Origin of the sequence: Herbaspirillum sp. C7C8, from assembly GCF_022627875.1 — a bacterium.
Classification (GTDB): domain Bacteria; phylum Pseudomonadota; class Gammaproteobacteria; order Burkholderiales; family Burkholderiaceae_D; genus Herbaspirillum.
On sequence record NZ_JABXGG010000011.1, the window covers coordinates 47,738 to 63,596 of the forward strand.

A 15,859-nucleotide genomic window follows, 5' to 3' on the forward strand; every position below is an offset into this window, starting at 1 on the left:
GACGCCGACACGTTTCTGGAATTGATCCGGCTCATTGGCAAGTGATCCAGCCGGACTGGCAGTCAACGGAAAATTAATAAAAATCAAACAACTTGTTTCAAGTTGGATAACTCAGGAGTACGGCCTTGCAGCCTCCGAACCAAGAAAAACCTGGATCCAAAAGACCAAGCTTGATGCCTGCATCGGACACTTCGTCTGCGGATGAAGTTCGCATCCTCAATTCGATTTCGGACGGAAAGAAAAAAGCCCGCAGCAATGGCAGTGGCAGTGGCGCAGGTACACACAAGCCGCGTCGTGTGCTGTTCATCGTGCTACTGCTGTTGCTGGTCGCCGGCGGCATCACGCTGGCAGCCTTGCGTCTGCACGGTCATGATGGTGGAAGCACTTCCGTGCAAGCCTCTGCAACCCCATCCAGGCCGCCACCGGCAGCCGCTGCACCTGCATCGACCACCGACACCGGGCCAGCTTCAGGCGTCGCTTCGGCCGCGACCGATACAGCGGTCATCAACGATATCAGTGCCCCGGCACCAGACTCGGCGGCGGACTCCAACCCCGCCCGTGGCCCGGACCAGTTGACTTCGGCGCTGGAGGAAGGCGTCAAGCCGCCGCCGGCGACGCTGAAGAACGCCCTCGAAGCCAAGCCGGAAAAAACCGTGAAGCCCCCCAGGTCGACAGCCCAGCATGAGGAAAAAAAGAGGAAGGCAGCCAAGGCCGAGAATCGCAACGACAGCGATGTCGATCTGATCAAGGCCCTGGTCGCCCGCTCCGGCGAGGTCGAGAAGAAACGCAGTCCCGAGGGCGCCGGCAATGCAAACGGTGGCGACGGTGCGAGCGGGCAAGGCGCCCCGGCGAAGCCTTCCCAGGCGCATCCGGGGCCCTCCCGGCAGAAGGATGCCCGCAATGTCGATGTGGTGGAGCGCAAGAACGGCGAGAGTACCGCCTCACTGCTGCAACGCTGTCATGCGCTGGGTTTCGTTGAAGGTGAATTCTGCCGTTGGCGCATCTGCTCGGGACGCTGGGACAGCGATCCCGCCTGCAAGGTGGCCAATACGAACAATTGATGCAGATTGCCCGACCCGGGCAGTCTGCAGAGAATTCTGAGCTCAATCTTGTTTCTTATTCTGCACAATCGGTGACCGATGTCTGAGCTGCTCAACCAGCTGGTGCAATTCACCAGCGCGACCCGTCTCTATCGGCTCTCCCTGGGAGAGCGTGTCGCTACCGGCGATCTGCTGGTGGAAGCCTTCGCCGCCTCCGAAGGTCTGCATGCCGTCGGCTTGCGCGAGGTGATCGCCCTTAGCCTGGACGCCGGCTTGTCGCTCAACACGCTGATCGGTCAACGGGCCAGCTTGCAGGTGAGCCTTGCCGACGGTTCCAGTGCCAGCTTCTCGGGGCTGGTCAACGAAGCCGCCAAGCTCGGCAGTGAGGGAGGGCTGGCCCGTTACCGGCTGCGCCTGGTCCACTGGATCTGGTTGCTGAGCCAATCACGCAACAGCCGCGTGTGGCAGGACAAAAGCGTCGTCGAGATCGTCGAGGACGTGTTCGGCGGCTATGCCCCGCATGCGGCCTGGCAGTGGTCGGACGAAGTGATGTCCTTTCTGCAGGACCTGCCGCCGCGTAGCTATACGGTGCAATACCGTGAGTGCGATCTCGATTTCGTCAGCCGCCTGTTGGCGGCCGAGGGCTTGTCCTGGCGTGTCGAGGAATTCGCCGAGGCCAGTGCCGGGCACCGGCTGGTATTGTTTGCCGATTCTTCCCGGGCCACCGTCTTCCCCGAGGATGCCAGCAGTGCTGCCGAGCTGGGCGGGCAGGGCATCCGCTTCCATGCCGGTACTGCCCGCGAGGAACAGGACAGCATCCAGGCCCTGGCTGCGCGCCGGACCTTGCAGCCGGCATCCTTCACCTTGCTTTCCTATGACTACAAGAGCAAGCAGGCGGTCGCCACCAGCATGCCGACCTGCCATGAGTTCGGCCACCAGGATGCGCCGCGCCTGGAAAGCTACGATAGCCCCGGACTCTACGCCTATCGCAGTGCTGCCGAGGCCGACCGCTACGCGCGGCTGCACCTGGAAGCCAGCGAGGCGCGCAACAAGCTGTGGCAGGCGCGCAGCACCGTGCGTACCCTGCGTCCGGGCACTCGCTTCACGCTGGCCCAAGGCCCGCTGGGCCTTTCCGCAGCAACCGGAAAGTCCCCCGAATACGCGGTATTGTCGGTCGCGAGTGTGGGTATAAATAATTTACCCAAAGATGCGCAGGAAGGCTTGGCCGAACTGTTCGGTCCGCTACCCCCACTGCTGGAAGAATGCCTGGTCGCATGCCAGTCGCAGCACCAGACTGCGCAAGGCAGCCAGCATCCTGATGCTGCCGCCATGAGCGAGCGCGCCGATTTCGACGCAGTCATCTCCCAGGCGCGCAAGCTCGGTTACGCCAACGCTTTCGAGGCGATACGCGCGGACGTCGTATGGCGTCCGGTGCTGGCAGATGGCACTGGCCTGTATCGCCACGCGGGGGCCACCGCCCGGGGCAGCCAGAGTGCCATCGTAGTGGGTCCCGATGGACAGAGTACGGCCAACGGCGGCGATGAGATTCATTGCGACCGCCTGGGTCGGGTCCGCATCCGTTTCCACTGGCAGGGCCGCAACAACGATGCCGCTGCAACCTGCTGGGTGCGCGTGGCGCAGCGCTCGGCCGGTGGCGGCAATGGCATGCAGTTCCTGCCGCGTATCGGACAGGAGGTGCTGGTGCAGTTTCTGGAAGACGACATCGATCGCCCGGTCATCCTGGGCGCGCTCTACAACGGCCAGGGTGAAGGTTCTGCCGCGCCCACGCCGGGAGGCGAAGCAGCGCAGGGTGGCGAGCAGGAGCGCAACAAGGTCTTCATGAGTGCCAGCGATCTTTCTCCCAGTGGCCAGGGCAATCTGGCCGGCGGCAATGCGCCGACATGGCACGGCGGCAGTCAGGATGGCGACGGGCATCGCAGCGCTGCTGCGCAGTGGGGCATTCGTTCCAAGGAATTTGGCGGGGCCGGCTACAACCAGTTGCTGTTCGACGATACCGATGCCCAGGGCCGCATCCAGCTCAAGACTTCGCAGGCGGCGTCCGAACTCAACCTCGGTCATCTTGTCCACACGGCGGACAACTATCGCGGCAGTTTCCGCGGTACCGGTGCGGAACTGCGCACCGATGCCTATGGGGCGATCCGCGCGGGCAGCGGCATTCTGTTCTCCAGCTACCAGATCCAACATGGCGCCTCCAGCCGCGACCCGGCCGGTGACAATGCCGGCGGCATGGCCCTGTTGAAGCAGGCCACGCTGCTGGGCAAGACCTTCAATGAAGCGGCGGTGACCCACAAGACCGTCGCGCTGGCCGGCCATGTCGGCCCGGCGCAGGCCAATGCCAGCGTCATCAACGACAGTGCCGCGCCCCTGGAAGCCATTCGCACGGCTGCAGCCGGCATGGTCGATGGCGTGCCCGACAAGAGCGGCGAGGACGTGGCGGCCGCCAACACGCAGACGGGCGAGGGCAAGCTGCCGCAGAGCACCTCCGCCCTGATCGGTATCGCTGCCAGGGAAGGCCTGGGCGTGGTCGTGGGCCAGCATCTGCAACTGGCCAATGGCGAGACGGTGAGCTTGATGTCCGGCCACGACAGCCAGCATGTGAGCGGCAACCAGCTGCGCATGCGCAGCGGGCAGGCCCTGGGCGTGCTGGCCGGCGCCGTTGCTGCGGGCGAGGGTGGAGCGGGTTTGCAGATGATCGCCGCGCAACAGAATATCGATGTGCAGGCGCAAGCCGATACGCTGGCGGTACAGGCGCGCGATCAGGTGAGCGTGGTGAGTGCCAAGACCAGTGTGGATTGGGCGGCGGCCAAGAAGATCACGCTGTCCACTGCGGGTGGGGCCAACATCACCATCGAGGGCGGCAATATTACGGTGCAGTGTCCGGGGAAGCTCACTATTCATGCTGCGCAGAAGCTGTTCCAGGGGCCGGTGCGGCAGGAGGTTCCGATGCCTGTCTTGCCCAACAGCGTTTGCAAGGACTGCATTCTGGCCGCGATGAAGCAGGGTGCGCCGGGAATACTGGTATGACCGATAACCCTTGTCAGCCTCTGCTGGACTGGTGCAGAGCGCCTGCGCAAGCTCGGCTTCATCGCTTTGCTCTGCTCGACAGTGCACCGGTGGAAGGCGCGTTCCGACAGCGGCCCCTGCAGGGCCAGCGTTTTTCCTCATTGTTTGAAGGACGACAGGAAGCCGTCCTGCCCGAGATCGCCCCCTTGCTGATCGATCTGGACAGCGCGCAGGACAGCAGCTTGCAGCGTCTGTGTGAATGGCTATGGTCGATGGGTCTTGAGCATCCTTGCCTGTCCTGGATGGCATCACCGTTGCCGCTTGATGCGCTGGCAGCCCATCTGCGGCTGTTCCACACGGTGGATCTGAGTGAGGGACAAACCATGCTGTTGCGTTGGTACGATACCCGCATTCTTCCGCAATGGCTGGGTTGCCTGACGCCACAGCAACATGCGCAGTTCTGCGCACCGCTGGTCAGCCTGTCCTGCCTGGACCGAACGGCGTGTGTGCAGACGTTTTTCCAGGACCGCCAGGCAGAGCGTATTGCGCCCCTGTCCGAACCTGCGTTGGGCAGATCATTGGTGCAACTCGATGACCGGCAGTTGGCGCAGCTGATGCAGTCCTCCCAAGTCGATATCCTGATCAATCGTCTGCAGTCGCTGATTGCCCCGGAGCTCGCGCGTGTGGCGCGCGGACGCTTGGCTGCGTTTTTGCAGGCACATGTCGACCAGCTCTGTGCTGCGGGGATAGACGATGCCGAGCGTCAGCTTCAGTGTCTCTTGCCTGCCTTGTACACCTCGGGTGCCGCCTGGCTGCACCCTGCCTTCGCCTCCTTGCTGCAAGCTCCGCCTGCCGGGTTCGAGGCCTTCGCTGCGGCGATTCAGGCGCTTCCCGATGAGATCTATGCGGTTGATCTTCCCTTGTGGGATAAGGAAGAGCTTGTCGGCAGAGAGGATGCGGCTGCATGAGCGTAGTAATAATGAAAATTGCTGTTGGAGCGCTGCTGGTAGTGCTGGCGGGATGTGATCGATTCTCTTCCGAACCGACCTATAGTGGCTTGAGTCTTGAGGCGTTCAACTACACGCCTTACAACCTTGACCGCTTTGTGATCAAAGACAAATACGGAAACAAAGGTTCAGGTGGTGGTGATTTGCCACCTGGTTCGGGGGAAGGGAGCTTGTCCTGCTGCCATGAACTAAAGGGGACCGAGTTCGAAGTGGAGTGGGATGCGTATGATGCTGATATCGCCTCACGTGATATTTACGCACCGATCAAGATGATCAAGTCGACTGCAAAGGTACATATTTCTCCGACCAATATCAGCCGAGGATCAGGTGCCAGGATTCTGGGTTTGCATTTTTATCCGGACGGTCACATCGAGCCTGAATTCAGGAATGACCTCGGCGGATCTCGCTTCAACTTTGGCGCAATTGATCAACGCTTGGTGACGAAGTACGGCAATCAGATGAATCCCGATGGTCAGCTGAACCTCTTTGAAGTTTTCAGGCGCACGGCCCGTATCGCAGGGCAGGGCTGGATCAAGCTTCGCCTGATTGATGATGCGGACCTGGAGCAGTATGTGTATTTCAATCTGTTGGTAAACAAGAACTTTGATGAACATCCGCAAGTGAAGAAGATCTTGCAAGAAACACAGGGAAAGCCGGGCGCTTTTGCGGCGGCGATGAAACAATTGCCCGCTTCGACTATTGCCGAGATACGCCAGATCCCCTAGCGGGAAATTGGAGGCCGGATTGATCATGAAGGTTTTCGCTGAAACCGCGTGAACACGAAATTGAGATAACAGGAGATGGGATGAAAAAAATTGGCGGCGCCCTGTTCAGTGCGGTTGCGATGGTAGTGGCGTTGGTAGGATGTGATGGACTTTCCTCCGAACCGACTTATAGCGGCTTGAGTATTGAGGCCTTCAATTACACGCCTTATAACCTGTCCAGATTTGTTATTACCGACAAGTATGGAAATCAGGCCAGCGGCGGCGGAGATTTGATGCCGGGTTCTGGTGCGGGCAGACTTAGCTGTTGCTATCAATTGCAAGGCACGGAATTTAGCGTTGAGTGGAAGATGTATGACGCAGACGTCGCCTCCAAGGACCTTTACAAGCCAATTCAATATATTAGTTTTAAAGAAGATATCCATCTTCCTCCGACCAAGTTGGAAGGAAACGCCGGTACCAGAATATTAGGATTACATTTTTACCCAGATGCTCATGTCGAGCCTGAATTCAGGAGTGACTTGGGAGCTTCGCGGATCAGTTATCGAACCGTCCATCGAACGCTTCTGGAGCAATATGGGGAAAAAATTGATCCGGCAGGAAAACTGAATGAAGCAGAATTGTTCAGGCGGACGGCACGGATTGCCAGTGAAGCATGGAAAAAATATCGTCTTACGGACTCCGAGGATTTGGTGCAGTTTGTTAGGTTCTATTTATTGGTTAACCCCGGATTTGACCGATTTCCGCAGGTGCAGGAGATTCTAAAAGACACAAAGGGAAAATCGGGTGATTTCGGCAGAGAAATGAAGAACCTGCCAGAGGCCGCTGTAGATCAAATCAAGACTTTTTCTGTCAGTGGCAAGGAGCAGCAACCATGACTCGTACTACCGGAGAAAGAGATCCTTCCAGAATAGCTCAGGAAGATCGTTCCCCGCCGGACCTTGCTATAAAGATGGCAGGCGCGAGGGCCAAGCAGAAAGAGGCAGAGAAACTTGCTTGCCAAGCTGATATACACGTCGGATTCTTTTTTGATGGCTTCGGCAGAAATCGAGATATGGATGATCCACAGACATCCCGTTATTCGAATATCTGCCGTCTGTGGGAAGCGCACAGAGATAACGAAGATGTTCGTCGGCCAGACAATCAGTTCTGGTATAGCTTCTATTACTCAGGATTAGGGACGCCTCTCAATAAGGATGCAGCTAATCGTGATCTTGTCCGCGCCGCTACCAAGATTGCGAAGAATGCCGGGGGCGTCGCCCTGTCTGCGGCGAGCAAGATCGCAGGCTACGATCGTGTGGAAAAGTCCGTAAAGACAGTAACTGGTGTTACTGATCCGATGAAGCTGGGCGGCAAGGTATTGAAGGACTCGTTGACTGAGATGTCTTTCCGTCCAGTGGTCAAGGCTTACAAGGACGTAATCAAGGAAACCAAGGCCTTGCCCGGTAATGCGCGGCGAATGCTGACCATGGCCAGCGGTGATCGTTGGGTCATGCGTGGCAAGGCATCATTGCGAGGTTTCCTGTATGACCTCAAGAAAAATCCCTTGAAAGCCAGTTGGTCTGCCGCCAAGGTATTGATGGCCGATGTGGTGGCCGATTCCATTCCCATGGTCCGCGACAGTGCCGCCAGTGCCAGTCTCTTTGGAACCGGCGTTGACGTGAGGCTCAGTGCGGCCTTGGACCAGTTCAAGGCCGCCTACGCGGATGCCAAGGGCAAGATTCCCAAGGTTCAGCGCATGCAGGTCAGTGTCTTTGGTGCCGACCGGGGATGTGTCATCGCGCGAACATTCGTCAATGAACTCGCTCGTATCTACAAGCGCGCCAATGAGCAGGACTTGGCCATTGACGGTAGCCTGATCGAAATCAAGTTCGTCGGGTTGCTGGATAGTGTCGCTTCGATCATGGAGGAAAACAAGCTCATCGGTTTTCTGCCTCTGGTCGGTGTGATCAAGCAAAACTACGGCGATCGTGCTTTGGCAATACCGCCGGCTGTACAGCGTTGCGTACATTTCGCGGCGGCTCATGAACTACGTTTCTATCAACGCCTCGACAGCTTGGAAAAAACTCGCGGAGAACAATATCTTTATCCGGGTACCAGCGAAGACGTCACAGGTGGTTCCCCGGATGGAACGCTCAACTTCCGTGGGGAATTGCAACGAGTTCCTCTGCGGGACATGCTCCATGAGGCGCTGATTTCGGGCGTCATGATGGACCGCATGGAGGATCTTGCGATTTACAAGACTGAGACATTTCAAAAGTTCTCCCTGGCGGCCCCCATCGTCGACGACAAATCCAGCTACCGCATGATGGAACTGGTCAACGCCTATCGCGCCGTCGTCCCGCGCGCGCCAGGCCTGGATTTTCTCAAGCACATGAGCGTCTTCATTTCCTGGCTGGCCGTACGCTACCAGTCAAAGGAATTTCGCGAATCCGTGACCACCCATGCAGACGCGGTGCGCGCCGCCCAGGATCAACGGCGCGAACGGCGTGAGCGTGCGGAGAAGGCGTTCGCAGAGGCGCGCCGCACGGCATCGACCGACCGCGAAGGCTATGGCCGGGCGATGGCCGAGTTGTTCGCGGCTCAGGATGATGAAACCCGCAACATGCCAGACACCATCCTGGAAGTGCACCGCCCCTTTGTCAGCGTCTGGGAGCGCCTGGACAAGGAAGCTCAGGAGGTCATTGCGCAGCGGGCCCGCTATCAGAAACAGCAGGACGACGAACCCCAACGCAAGATGAAATGGCAGAAGTACGTTGACGAGCATGCGGCCATTTTCGTGGACCCCTCGGGCCAGAAACCGACCTACAAACCGGCACGTCCTTTGATGTCGCCCGGGGAGCTCACGCTGGCCGATGCCTGGATCAATGCCACCAATGGCAAGAACCCGCTGCCGGACAAAGTGATGGCCCTGTTCGATCTGCTGGTGCATGACACCATGCTCACCAGCTGGCACGACCATGTTCTCTCTGCCACCTTGTATTTCCAGACACGCGCCATCGATACCTTCGGCAAGACCGATGCCAAGAAGGAAGAGGAGACCAGGAAGAGCGACGACATGAATGCCGCAGCGGTGCGGCGGTTGCAGGGCAATGCGCTTGTTCTCCCGAACTAGAACACCGGGACTGATGCCATGAGTGACGTGCATGACGATCCGCTGGCGCTGTTGCATTGGGCGCAGGCATGTCGTGAACGCGGCCACCAAGCCTTCCTTCTGCTCGATACGGCGCAGGCCGAGGCGAGCCATCTCAAGCTGCAGTCCATGCACGTTCCTTATACCTCGCTGTTTGAGGGAAAGCGCGAAGAAGCCTTGCCTGAAATTGCGCCTCTTCTGCTTCCCCTCTCGGGACTGGATGAGCAGCGTGCATTGAGGCTCGTGCGCTGGATCTCTCAGCTCGGCTTTGGCGCGCCTTGCCTGAGCTGGTATGAGAGCTCGCTCGGCCTGCATGACTTTGCAGCACATCTGCGCAACTTCCACCACGTGAGTCTCAGCGATGGGCAAGTCATGATGATGCGCTGGTATGACACGCGCATCCTGCCGATCTGGATACAGGCTTTGTCCAAGGATCAACTGGCGCTATTCACGGGCGGCATGCTCAGCCTGGCTTTCGTGGACCGTTTCGGCGAAGCACGGACGCTCTACCAAAGCGCGCAGATCCATCCGCCCAGCCAAGCTTTGCCGTTGGATGCACCGTTGGTGCGACTGGATGACCGTCAGTTCGTTCTTTTGGTGGACGCCGGGGATCTCGATGCCCTGCTCACGCATTTGCGCTTCGTGATCCCTGATGAGACGAATGCCTTGCCCACACGCACGTTGGTGGAATTCGTCGCCACCTATCAGCAGCGTGCGCGCGACGCCGGCGTGGATGATATCGATCGGCAGACGCAGTACGTGTTGCTGGCACTCTACACCAGCGGCATTGGTGTTGAGCATCTTGCGGTCAAGGCCTTGATGCAGCATCCGCCTGATTCACTGGCAGCCTATTTCGATGCCCTGCAGGAAATGCCTGGTGAAGTCTGGGAAGCAGGGCCACCTCTTTGGGAGAACGAGCATGTCGCATGAACACTGGCAGAAAAAAATTATTTTTCCGCAATGGGTACTGGTATTGGTACTGGGAATGGTGGTGCTGCTGGCCATGTCTTGTCCACGCGCGCATGCCCAGACGAATGACGATCTGAAGGCCCTGGTGGCGCATCTCAAGTTCGTGATTCCCGACGAAACGGCCCTGGTTGAACCACAAAAACTGGAGCGCTTCGTCGCGCAGTACCAGAAGCGGGCGGTTTCCGCAGGCCTGAAGGATATCGATCGTCAGACCGCCTACGTGCTGCTGGCCTTGTACACCTCGGGCAAGGGTCTCGAGCAGCCCGAGTTCAAGCAGGTGATGGCGCATCCGCCGGCTTCTTCGGACCAATTCAGTGATGCCCTCATCGGCCTTCCGCAACGTGTGTACGATAGCGGGCAGCCGTTGTGGGAGAACGCGGTCAATGGCAGCAGTCGTTAGCCCTTCGATGAACGCTGCCAGAGCATAGAGCCTCGTATCGTCCGATAGAGTTTTCGTTACTTTGAAATATATCCATGGAATACATCATCAAGATGTCCGGAAAGTCCCTGCTCCACATGTTGCTGCTGTCTCTACTCATCATGTTGGGCGGATGTGAAGAGAAGGAAGCGCCCGAGCTGGGGATGGAACTGGTCGGCTATAACCATACTGCCTTTGGTATATCGGACTTTGATGTCACCGTCATACCGGGAAAGCGCGCTGCGGGTGGCTACATCGCAGCCGGACAGGGTGGCGGAGGCTATATCTGCTGTATCAGTGTCCCAAAGAACTGGCGTGCGGGACTGATGGCGAACGTCAATGTCCGCACCGTGAATGGTGCGGGGGAGCCGGTTGAGCGTTCCTGGTCAGTGCCTGTGCCGCAATATACATCGGAACAGGCGGGTCACCTCTCGGTACATTTCTTGCGGGATGGGCAGGTGAAAGTATTCGCTACGAACCTCGCGCTCTGGCACCCTGACTATCCGTTGAAAGGACCAGAGGCTGAATTGAAGCCAGGATCAAACTAGTTGCGGGAGTATGAGCATGAGTATGCTTTACACGGGGCGTCCGGTACCAAGCAATGGGCATCGAAAATTTTCTGCCAAGGAGGCCGCGCAGCGTGCCAAGGCGCTGGCTTGTCTGCGGTCTCGGGGAAGTACTGAATGCAAGGGGCAGATCTTCGTCGGCATGTTCTTTGATGGAACCGGCAACAATGACAAGTGGGTAGAGGAAAAACAGACGGCGACACAGCGGCAGCGGAACAAGCATAGCAATGTCGCGCGACTATACGATGCCTATCTCGATGAGCCAAAAAACGGATTCTTTAAATCCTACATGCAGGGTGTGGGAACACCCTTTGCAGAGATTGGTGACAACAGCAAATTGGGAACCGACATCGGCGGAAATGCGTTTGGCTTCATGGGAGCGGATCGCATCAACTGGGGCATCACCTTTTTGCTCGATGCCGTCTACACTTATCTGACAGGAGCGGGTCTTTTTGGTGACCTCCTGCAACGACGCCAACTCGTCAACTTCATGAGTTCTTCCATGCTGGCGGGTGGCAACGCCTATGCAGCAACGGCGGACATGAAAGTCGGACAGTGGAATGTGCCCGGCTATCTGCTGAACGCACCGGAGCAGATGCGCCGCGCCAGATTGCCCAGCGTTAGTTGCACGGCGCATCTTTCTCTCTTCAAGCCATCTTCCCCACCCCCAGCCGAAACACGCTCACCGACTCCGCCAGCCTGCGCGCCTGTTCCTTGAGCGCCTCCGTGGCTGCCGCTGCTTCTTCCACCAGCGCCGCATTCTGCTGCGTCACCGTATCCATCTGTGCAATGGCCTGATTGACCTGTTCGATGCCGGCTTCCTGTTCGCCGCTGGCGGCGGAAATCTCGCTCATGATCTGCGTCACACTGCGCACGCTCACCACCAGTTCCTCGATGGTCGCACCCGCATTCCTGACCAGTTGACTGCCCGCTTCCACCTTCTGCACCGAGTTGCCGATCAGGTCCTTGATCTCCTTGGCCGCGGTCGCCGAACGCTGTGCCAGGCTGCGTACTTCCGAGGCAACCACCGCAAAGCCGCGCCCCTGCTCGCCCGCCCGGGCCGCCTCCACCGCCGCATTGAGGGCAAGGATATTGGTCTGGAACGCGATACCATCGATCACGCTGATGATCTCGGCAATCTCACGGGCCGAGCCCTGGATCTCGTCCATGGTGCTTACCACATCCGACACCACCAGCCCGCTGCGCGAAGCGACTTCAGACACCGATCCCGCCATCGCATTGGCCTGGCGCGCATGATCGGCATTGCGGCGCACGGTGGAGGTGATCTGTTCCATGGCCGCAGCTGTTTCTTCCAGCGAGCTGGCCTGCTGTTCCGTGCGGGCCGACAGATCCAGATTGCCCCCGGCGATCTGGGTAGAGGCCGTGACGATGGTATCGCTGCCGATGCGCACGCCACCCACTACTCGTTGCAGGCTGCCGTTCATGTCCTTGAGGGCCTGCAACAGTTCACCGGTCTCATCCTTGCGCGTAACCTCGATGCGGCTGCCCAGGTCGCCTGCGGCAACCGTCTTGGCGATGGTCACCGCCTCGCCAATGGGCCGTGTGATGGAACGCGTGGCCAAGGTGGCCAGCAGCGCCGCCAGCACCACCACCATTGCACCTACCCCCAGCTCGATGGATTGACCGTCGTGGATGGCACCGGAGATTTCTTCGCCGGTATTGTTGGCGTTTTCCCGCGCAATTGCCAACAAGCCTGCAAAGCCCGCCCCCAGTGCCTTGTCCGCGCCACTGATGGCGGCATCGACTTCGGCTACCGACGCGCCGGACGCTTTCATGGCCTGGGCCTTGGCCAGTGCTTCGCGGTACTGGCGTTCTCCGGCGCCAATCTTCTCCAGCAGCTCCTCTTCCTTGGGCTGCGCAATCCCCAGCTTGCGATACTCCCCGGTCAGACGCGCAATGTCATCCATATCGGCCAGGAAGCGCTTGTCATAGTCCTTGCCGCGTATTACATAGTCCTTGAAGTTGTGCACGCCATCACCCACCTTGATGTAGCCTTGGGTAGCGTAAGCCTGCTTGCCGAGTACGGTGCTGTAAAAACCGGTCCACTGACGCCCGATCCGGGTCAGTGTCACGATGGACGCTGCAATGAGCACGCACGCCAGCAGCGTGACGAGCAGGAAGGAGCCGCCAAGACGGGTACCGATTTTCATGCCTGTTCCCTGAAAATTATTTATAAGATTTAGCGATTCTGACGCCTGCTGACCCTGACGCAAAGCCAATGAAGGCAGGTAAAAGCCTTGCAACTCATCATTTGTCATACCAGCTGCCAGCAAAGGGAGAAGATGCCTGGCGGCATTCTTTCTGGAGCCGCAACAGAGCATTACCGGATTACAGGTTTTTCCTGAAGAAAGGAAATAATAAGATTCTTCCATGGGAATGAAGCACTCATAAGCGATACGCACCGTGCAGCATCCGCTTGCATTCCAGGGAGCAGAACATGAACAAGATCACACGCCAACTCGTCCTCGCCGCCACGCTTTCGGTGGCCAGCATCGCAGTGCAGGCAGCCTATGCAGCCGAACCGGTCAAGGCCGGGCCCACCTCGACCACCAGCATCCCGGCGCAACAAACGCGTACTGCGGCTGCCGATCAGCAACCACAGCAAGGACTGACCCGCGCACAGGTCATCGAAGACTTCAAGCAATACCAGCGCGCGCACGCCAACCCCAGCTATGCCGAGCTGGTCTTCCTGCGTTGAGAATGGAATGAAAAAGGCCGCTTATTGCGGCAGGAACATCTTCTGCAGCAAGCCGATGAGCTGGGCGCGCTCGGCATCGGACAACATCTCGGTGGCCTTGAGTTCCAGTTCGATGGCGGTCTGCTCGGCCTTGCTACACATGCGCATGCCCGCCGGCGTCAATGCCAGTACCTGTGAACGGCGATCCTGAGGATTGCGCTGGCGCAGCACCAGCCCGCGCTGCTCCAGCTTGTCCAGCAAGGTCGCCAGATTGGGCGGGGAGACGTTGATGGCCTTGGAGAGGCGCTTCTGGTTGATGTCGGGATTGGCCTTCAAGAGGCTGAGCACCGTGAAATCCACTGGCCGCAATGCGAACTTGGCCATCCGTTTTTCGAATAACGGCATGATGGTGATGTAGGCACGGCGGCAGTTGTAGCCGACCAGGCTCAACAGCAGTTGCTGGTCCAGCGGCGCGCTTGGCGCTGCATCTTCGTCGGAATCGAAATCAGCCGGCTTCTTGGGCAGCATGGTGGTCCAGGTCGGTGGGAAGAGGCGGCAGCCCGGTCGCCAGGCAGCCTTCGATCACGCTGGACAACTGGTGGACTTCCGCAAACACAAAGGCGAAATGATAGCACGCGGCATCCCGCTTGCCGCCGTACCAGGCCGGGTCCGACGCCATGGCCGATATCGCCCGTCGCCCGGCGCGCAGCCACATCCAGCCCAGTGCCACATGGCCGGTCAGGCGCAGCATTTCATCGGCCACGTAATAGGGCAGGGAAGGCGATTGCACTGCCGCCGAGGCGATACGGGTAGCGAATCCTGTTAATTTATCCACAGCGCTTGCGAGCAATCCGGCCTGATCTCCCAGCACCTTGCCATCGTCGATGTCCGCGCGCACCAGCGTGAGGAAATCATCCAGCCGTCGGCCCTCATCACCCAGCACCTTGCGCATCAGGAAATCGATCGCCTGGATCTCGTTGGTCCCCTCATAGATCATGGTGATGCGGGCATCGCGCATGAACTGTTCGATGCCGGTCTCCACCACATAACCATGTCCCCCGAAGACCTGCAGCGCGCGACTGGTGCACTGGAATCCCTGATCGGTGAGAAAAGCCTTGATGACCGGCGTGATCAATTCCAGTCGCTCATGATGACGACGACGCAGCACCGCATCGGAGTCATGTGCGGCCAGATCCAGCAGCAGCCCGGCCCAGCAGGTCAGCATGCGCGCGCCTTCGATGCGGCAGCGCTGCTCCATCAACAGCTTCTGCACGGCGGGATGGCGCACGATCAGATCATTGCCGGAAGAACCCGGCGCACGCGACTGGCGACGCTCGCGCGCATAGGCGCTGGCGCGCTGCCAGGCCGCCTCGGCCAGACCCAGCCCTTGTGCGCCCACATGCAGGCGCGCCGCATTCATCATCACGAACATCGCAGCCAGCCCGCGTCCGGGCTCACCGACCAGCCATGCCTGCGCCTGCTCGAAGTGCAGGCTGCAGGTGGCGCTACCGTGAATACCCATCTTGTGTTCGATGCCGGTACAGTGCACGCCGTTGCGCCGGCCATCGTCCAGCACACGCGGTGCCAGCAACAGCGACAGGCCCTTGCTGCCTGGCAGCGCATCCGGCAATCGGGCCAGTACCAGATGCAAGATGTTGGGCGTCAGGTCGTGTTCGCCTCCCGAGATGAAAATCTTGTCGCCGGTGAGGCGATAGCTGCCATCTTCTTGCGGCACGGCACGTGTGCGCAATTGGCCCAGGTCGCTGCCAGCCTGGGCTTCGGTCAGGCACATGGTGGCCAGCCATTCGCCGCTGGCGATCTTCTCCAGATAGCGTGCCTGCAACGCAGGCGAGCCATGCGCCGCCAGGCAGGCATAGGCCCCATGCAGCAAGCCGGGATACATGGTCCAGCCATGATTGGCTGCGCTCAGCATTTCATGGAGGGCGCAATCCAGCACATGCGGCAAGCCCTGGCCGCCGTGTTCCGGCGCACAGGCCAGGGCCGGCCAGCCACCCGCACAGAATTGCGCATAGGCGCGCTCGAATCCGGGCGGTGTGGTCACCGCTCCATTCTCGAAACGGCAACCCTCCCGATCGCCAATACCGTTCAAGGGAGCCACCACATTGGCGGCAAAGCGTCCGGCTTCTTCCAGTACCTGCATCATCAGTTCGCCATCGAATTCGGCGTGGGCCGGCAGGGCGCGCAAGAGCTGCGGAGCCTGCAGCACTTCATCAAGGACGAAGGCGAAGTCGCGCAGGGGTGGGGCATAGCTCATCGTCATT

Annotated in this window: 14 protein-coding genes; 11 read left to right on the forward strand and 3 right to left on the reverse strand. The window is 59.3% G+C overall.

Annotation, left to right across the window (positions count from 1 at the left end; genetic code table 11):
• Positions 1 to 173 precede the first annotated feature (173 nt).
• The 10 genes from HWE01_RS14120 to HWE01_RS14165 all read left to right on the forward strand — a co-directional run bounded on the left by HWE01_RS14120 (position 174) and on the right by HWE01_RS14165 (position 11,597).
• On the forward strand, positions 174 to 1,061 hold the full coding sequence (locus tag HWE01_RS14120) for a hypothetical protein (protein WP_241822146.1): 888 nt from the start codon (positions 174 to 176) through the stop codon (positions 1,059 to 1,061).
• A gap of 78 nt (positions 1,062 to 1,139) precedes the next feature.
• Positions 1,140 to 4,085 (forward strand): type VI secretion system Vgr family protein, encoded by a 2,946-nt coding sequence (locus HWE01_RS14125; RefSeq protein ID WP_241822147.1) that lies wholly within the window; start codon positions 1,140 to 1,142, stop codon positions 4,083 to 4,085.
• The gene (locus HWE01_RS14130; protein WP_241822148.1) at positions 4,082 to 5,032 is read left to right on the forward strand and encodes a DUF4123 domain-containing protein; all 951 of its coding nucleotides are present in this window, start codon (positions 4,082 to 4,084) and stop codon (positions 5,030 to 5,032) included. The genes HWE01_RS14125 and HWE01_RS14130 overlap by 4 nt, the downstream gene beginning before the upstream one ends.
• Complete coding sequence (locus HWE01_RS14135) at positions 5,029 to 5,796, forward strand: DUF3304 domain-containing protein (RefSeq protein ID WP_034351036.1); 768 nt, start codon at positions 5,029 to 5,031, stop codon at positions 5,794 to 5,796. The genes HWE01_RS14130 and HWE01_RS14135 overlap by 4 nt, the downstream gene beginning before the upstream one ends.
• A gap of 80 nt (positions 5,797 to 5,876) precedes the next feature.
• Positions 5,877 to 6,671 (forward strand): DUF3304 domain-containing protein, encoded by a 795-nt coding sequence (locus HWE01_RS14140; protein ID WP_050978130.1) that lies wholly within the window; start codon positions 5,877 to 5,879, stop codon positions 6,669 to 6,671.
• Positions 6,668 to 8,908 (forward strand): T6SS phospholipase effector Tle1-like catalytic domain-containing protein, encoded by a 2,241-nt coding sequence (locus HWE01_RS14145; protein WP_241822149.1) that lies wholly within the window; start codon positions 6,668 to 6,670, stop codon positions 8,906 to 8,908. Before HWE01_RS14140 ends, HWE01_RS14145 begins: the two co-directional genes overlap by 4 nt.
• An 18-nt stretch (positions 8,909 to 8,926) precedes the next feature.
• Positions 8,927 to 9,856: a DUF4123 domain-containing protein gene (locus HWE01_RS14150; RefSeq protein ID WP_241822150.1), complete on the forward strand. Its 930-nt coding sequence runs from the start codon at positions 8,927 to 8,929 to the stop codon at positions 9,854 to 9,856.
• Positions 9,846 to 10,295 (forward strand): hypothetical protein, encoded by a 450-nt coding sequence (locus tag HWE01_RS14155; RefSeq protein ID WP_008332233.1) that lies wholly within the window; start codon positions 9,846 to 9,848, stop codon positions 10,293 to 10,295. Before HWE01_RS14150 ends, HWE01_RS14155 begins: the two co-directional genes overlap by 11 nt.
• Before the next feature lie 74 nt (positions 10,296 to 10,369).
• A complete protein-coding gene (locus tag HWE01_RS14160) occupies positions 10,370 to 10,861 on the forward strand; it encodes a DUF3304 domain-containing protein (RefSeq protein WP_081486084.1) in 492 nt (163 codons plus the stop codon).
• 16 nt (positions 10,862 to 10,877) lie between these two features.
• The gene (locus HWE01_RS14165) at positions 10,878 to 11,597 is read left to right on the forward strand and encodes a T6SS phospholipase effector Tle1-like catalytic domain-containing protein (RefSeq protein ID WP_241822151.1); all 720 of its coding nucleotides are present in this window, start codon (positions 10,878 to 10,880) and stop codon (positions 11,595 to 11,597) included.
• Here HWE01_RS14165 and HWE01_RS14170 read toward each other — a convergent pair.
• Positions 11,527 to 13,050 (reverse strand): methyl-accepting chemotaxis protein, encoded by a 1,524-nt coding sequence (locus HWE01_RS14170; RefSeq protein WP_008332231.1) that lies wholly within the window; start codon positions 13,048 to 13,050, stop codon positions 11,527 to 11,529. The two genes, HWE01_RS14165 and HWE01_RS14170, sit on opposite strands and share 71 nt — an antisense overlap.
• A gap of 287 nt (positions 13,051 to 13,337) precedes the next feature.
• Here HWE01_RS14170 and HWE01_RS14175 point away from each other — a divergent pair, with 287 nt between their 5' ends.
• Entirely contained in the window at positions 13,338 to 13,598 is a 261-nt protein-coding gene (locus HWE01_RS14175) for a hypothetical protein (protein WP_008332230.1), read from the forward strand.
• A 21-nt stretch (positions 13,599 to 13,619) separates the two neighbouring features.
• Here the strand turns inward: HWE01_RS14175 and HWE01_RS14180 are convergent, their stop codons facing one another.
• Positions 13,620 to 14,105, reverse strand: a complete 486-nt coding sequence (locus HWE01_RS14180) for a MarR family winged helix-turn-helix transcriptional regulator (RefSeq protein WP_008332229.1) — start codon at positions 14,103 to 14,105, stop codon at positions 13,620 to 13,622.
• Complete coding sequence (locus tag HWE01_RS14185) at positions 14,083 to 15,858, reverse strand: acyl-CoA dehydrogenase (RefSeq protein WP_241822152.1); 1,776 nt, start codon at positions 15,856 to 15,858, stop codon at positions 14,083 to 14,085. The genes HWE01_RS14180 and HWE01_RS14185 overlap by 23 nt, the downstream gene beginning before the upstream one ends.
• Position 15,859: the final 1 nt, after the last annotated feature.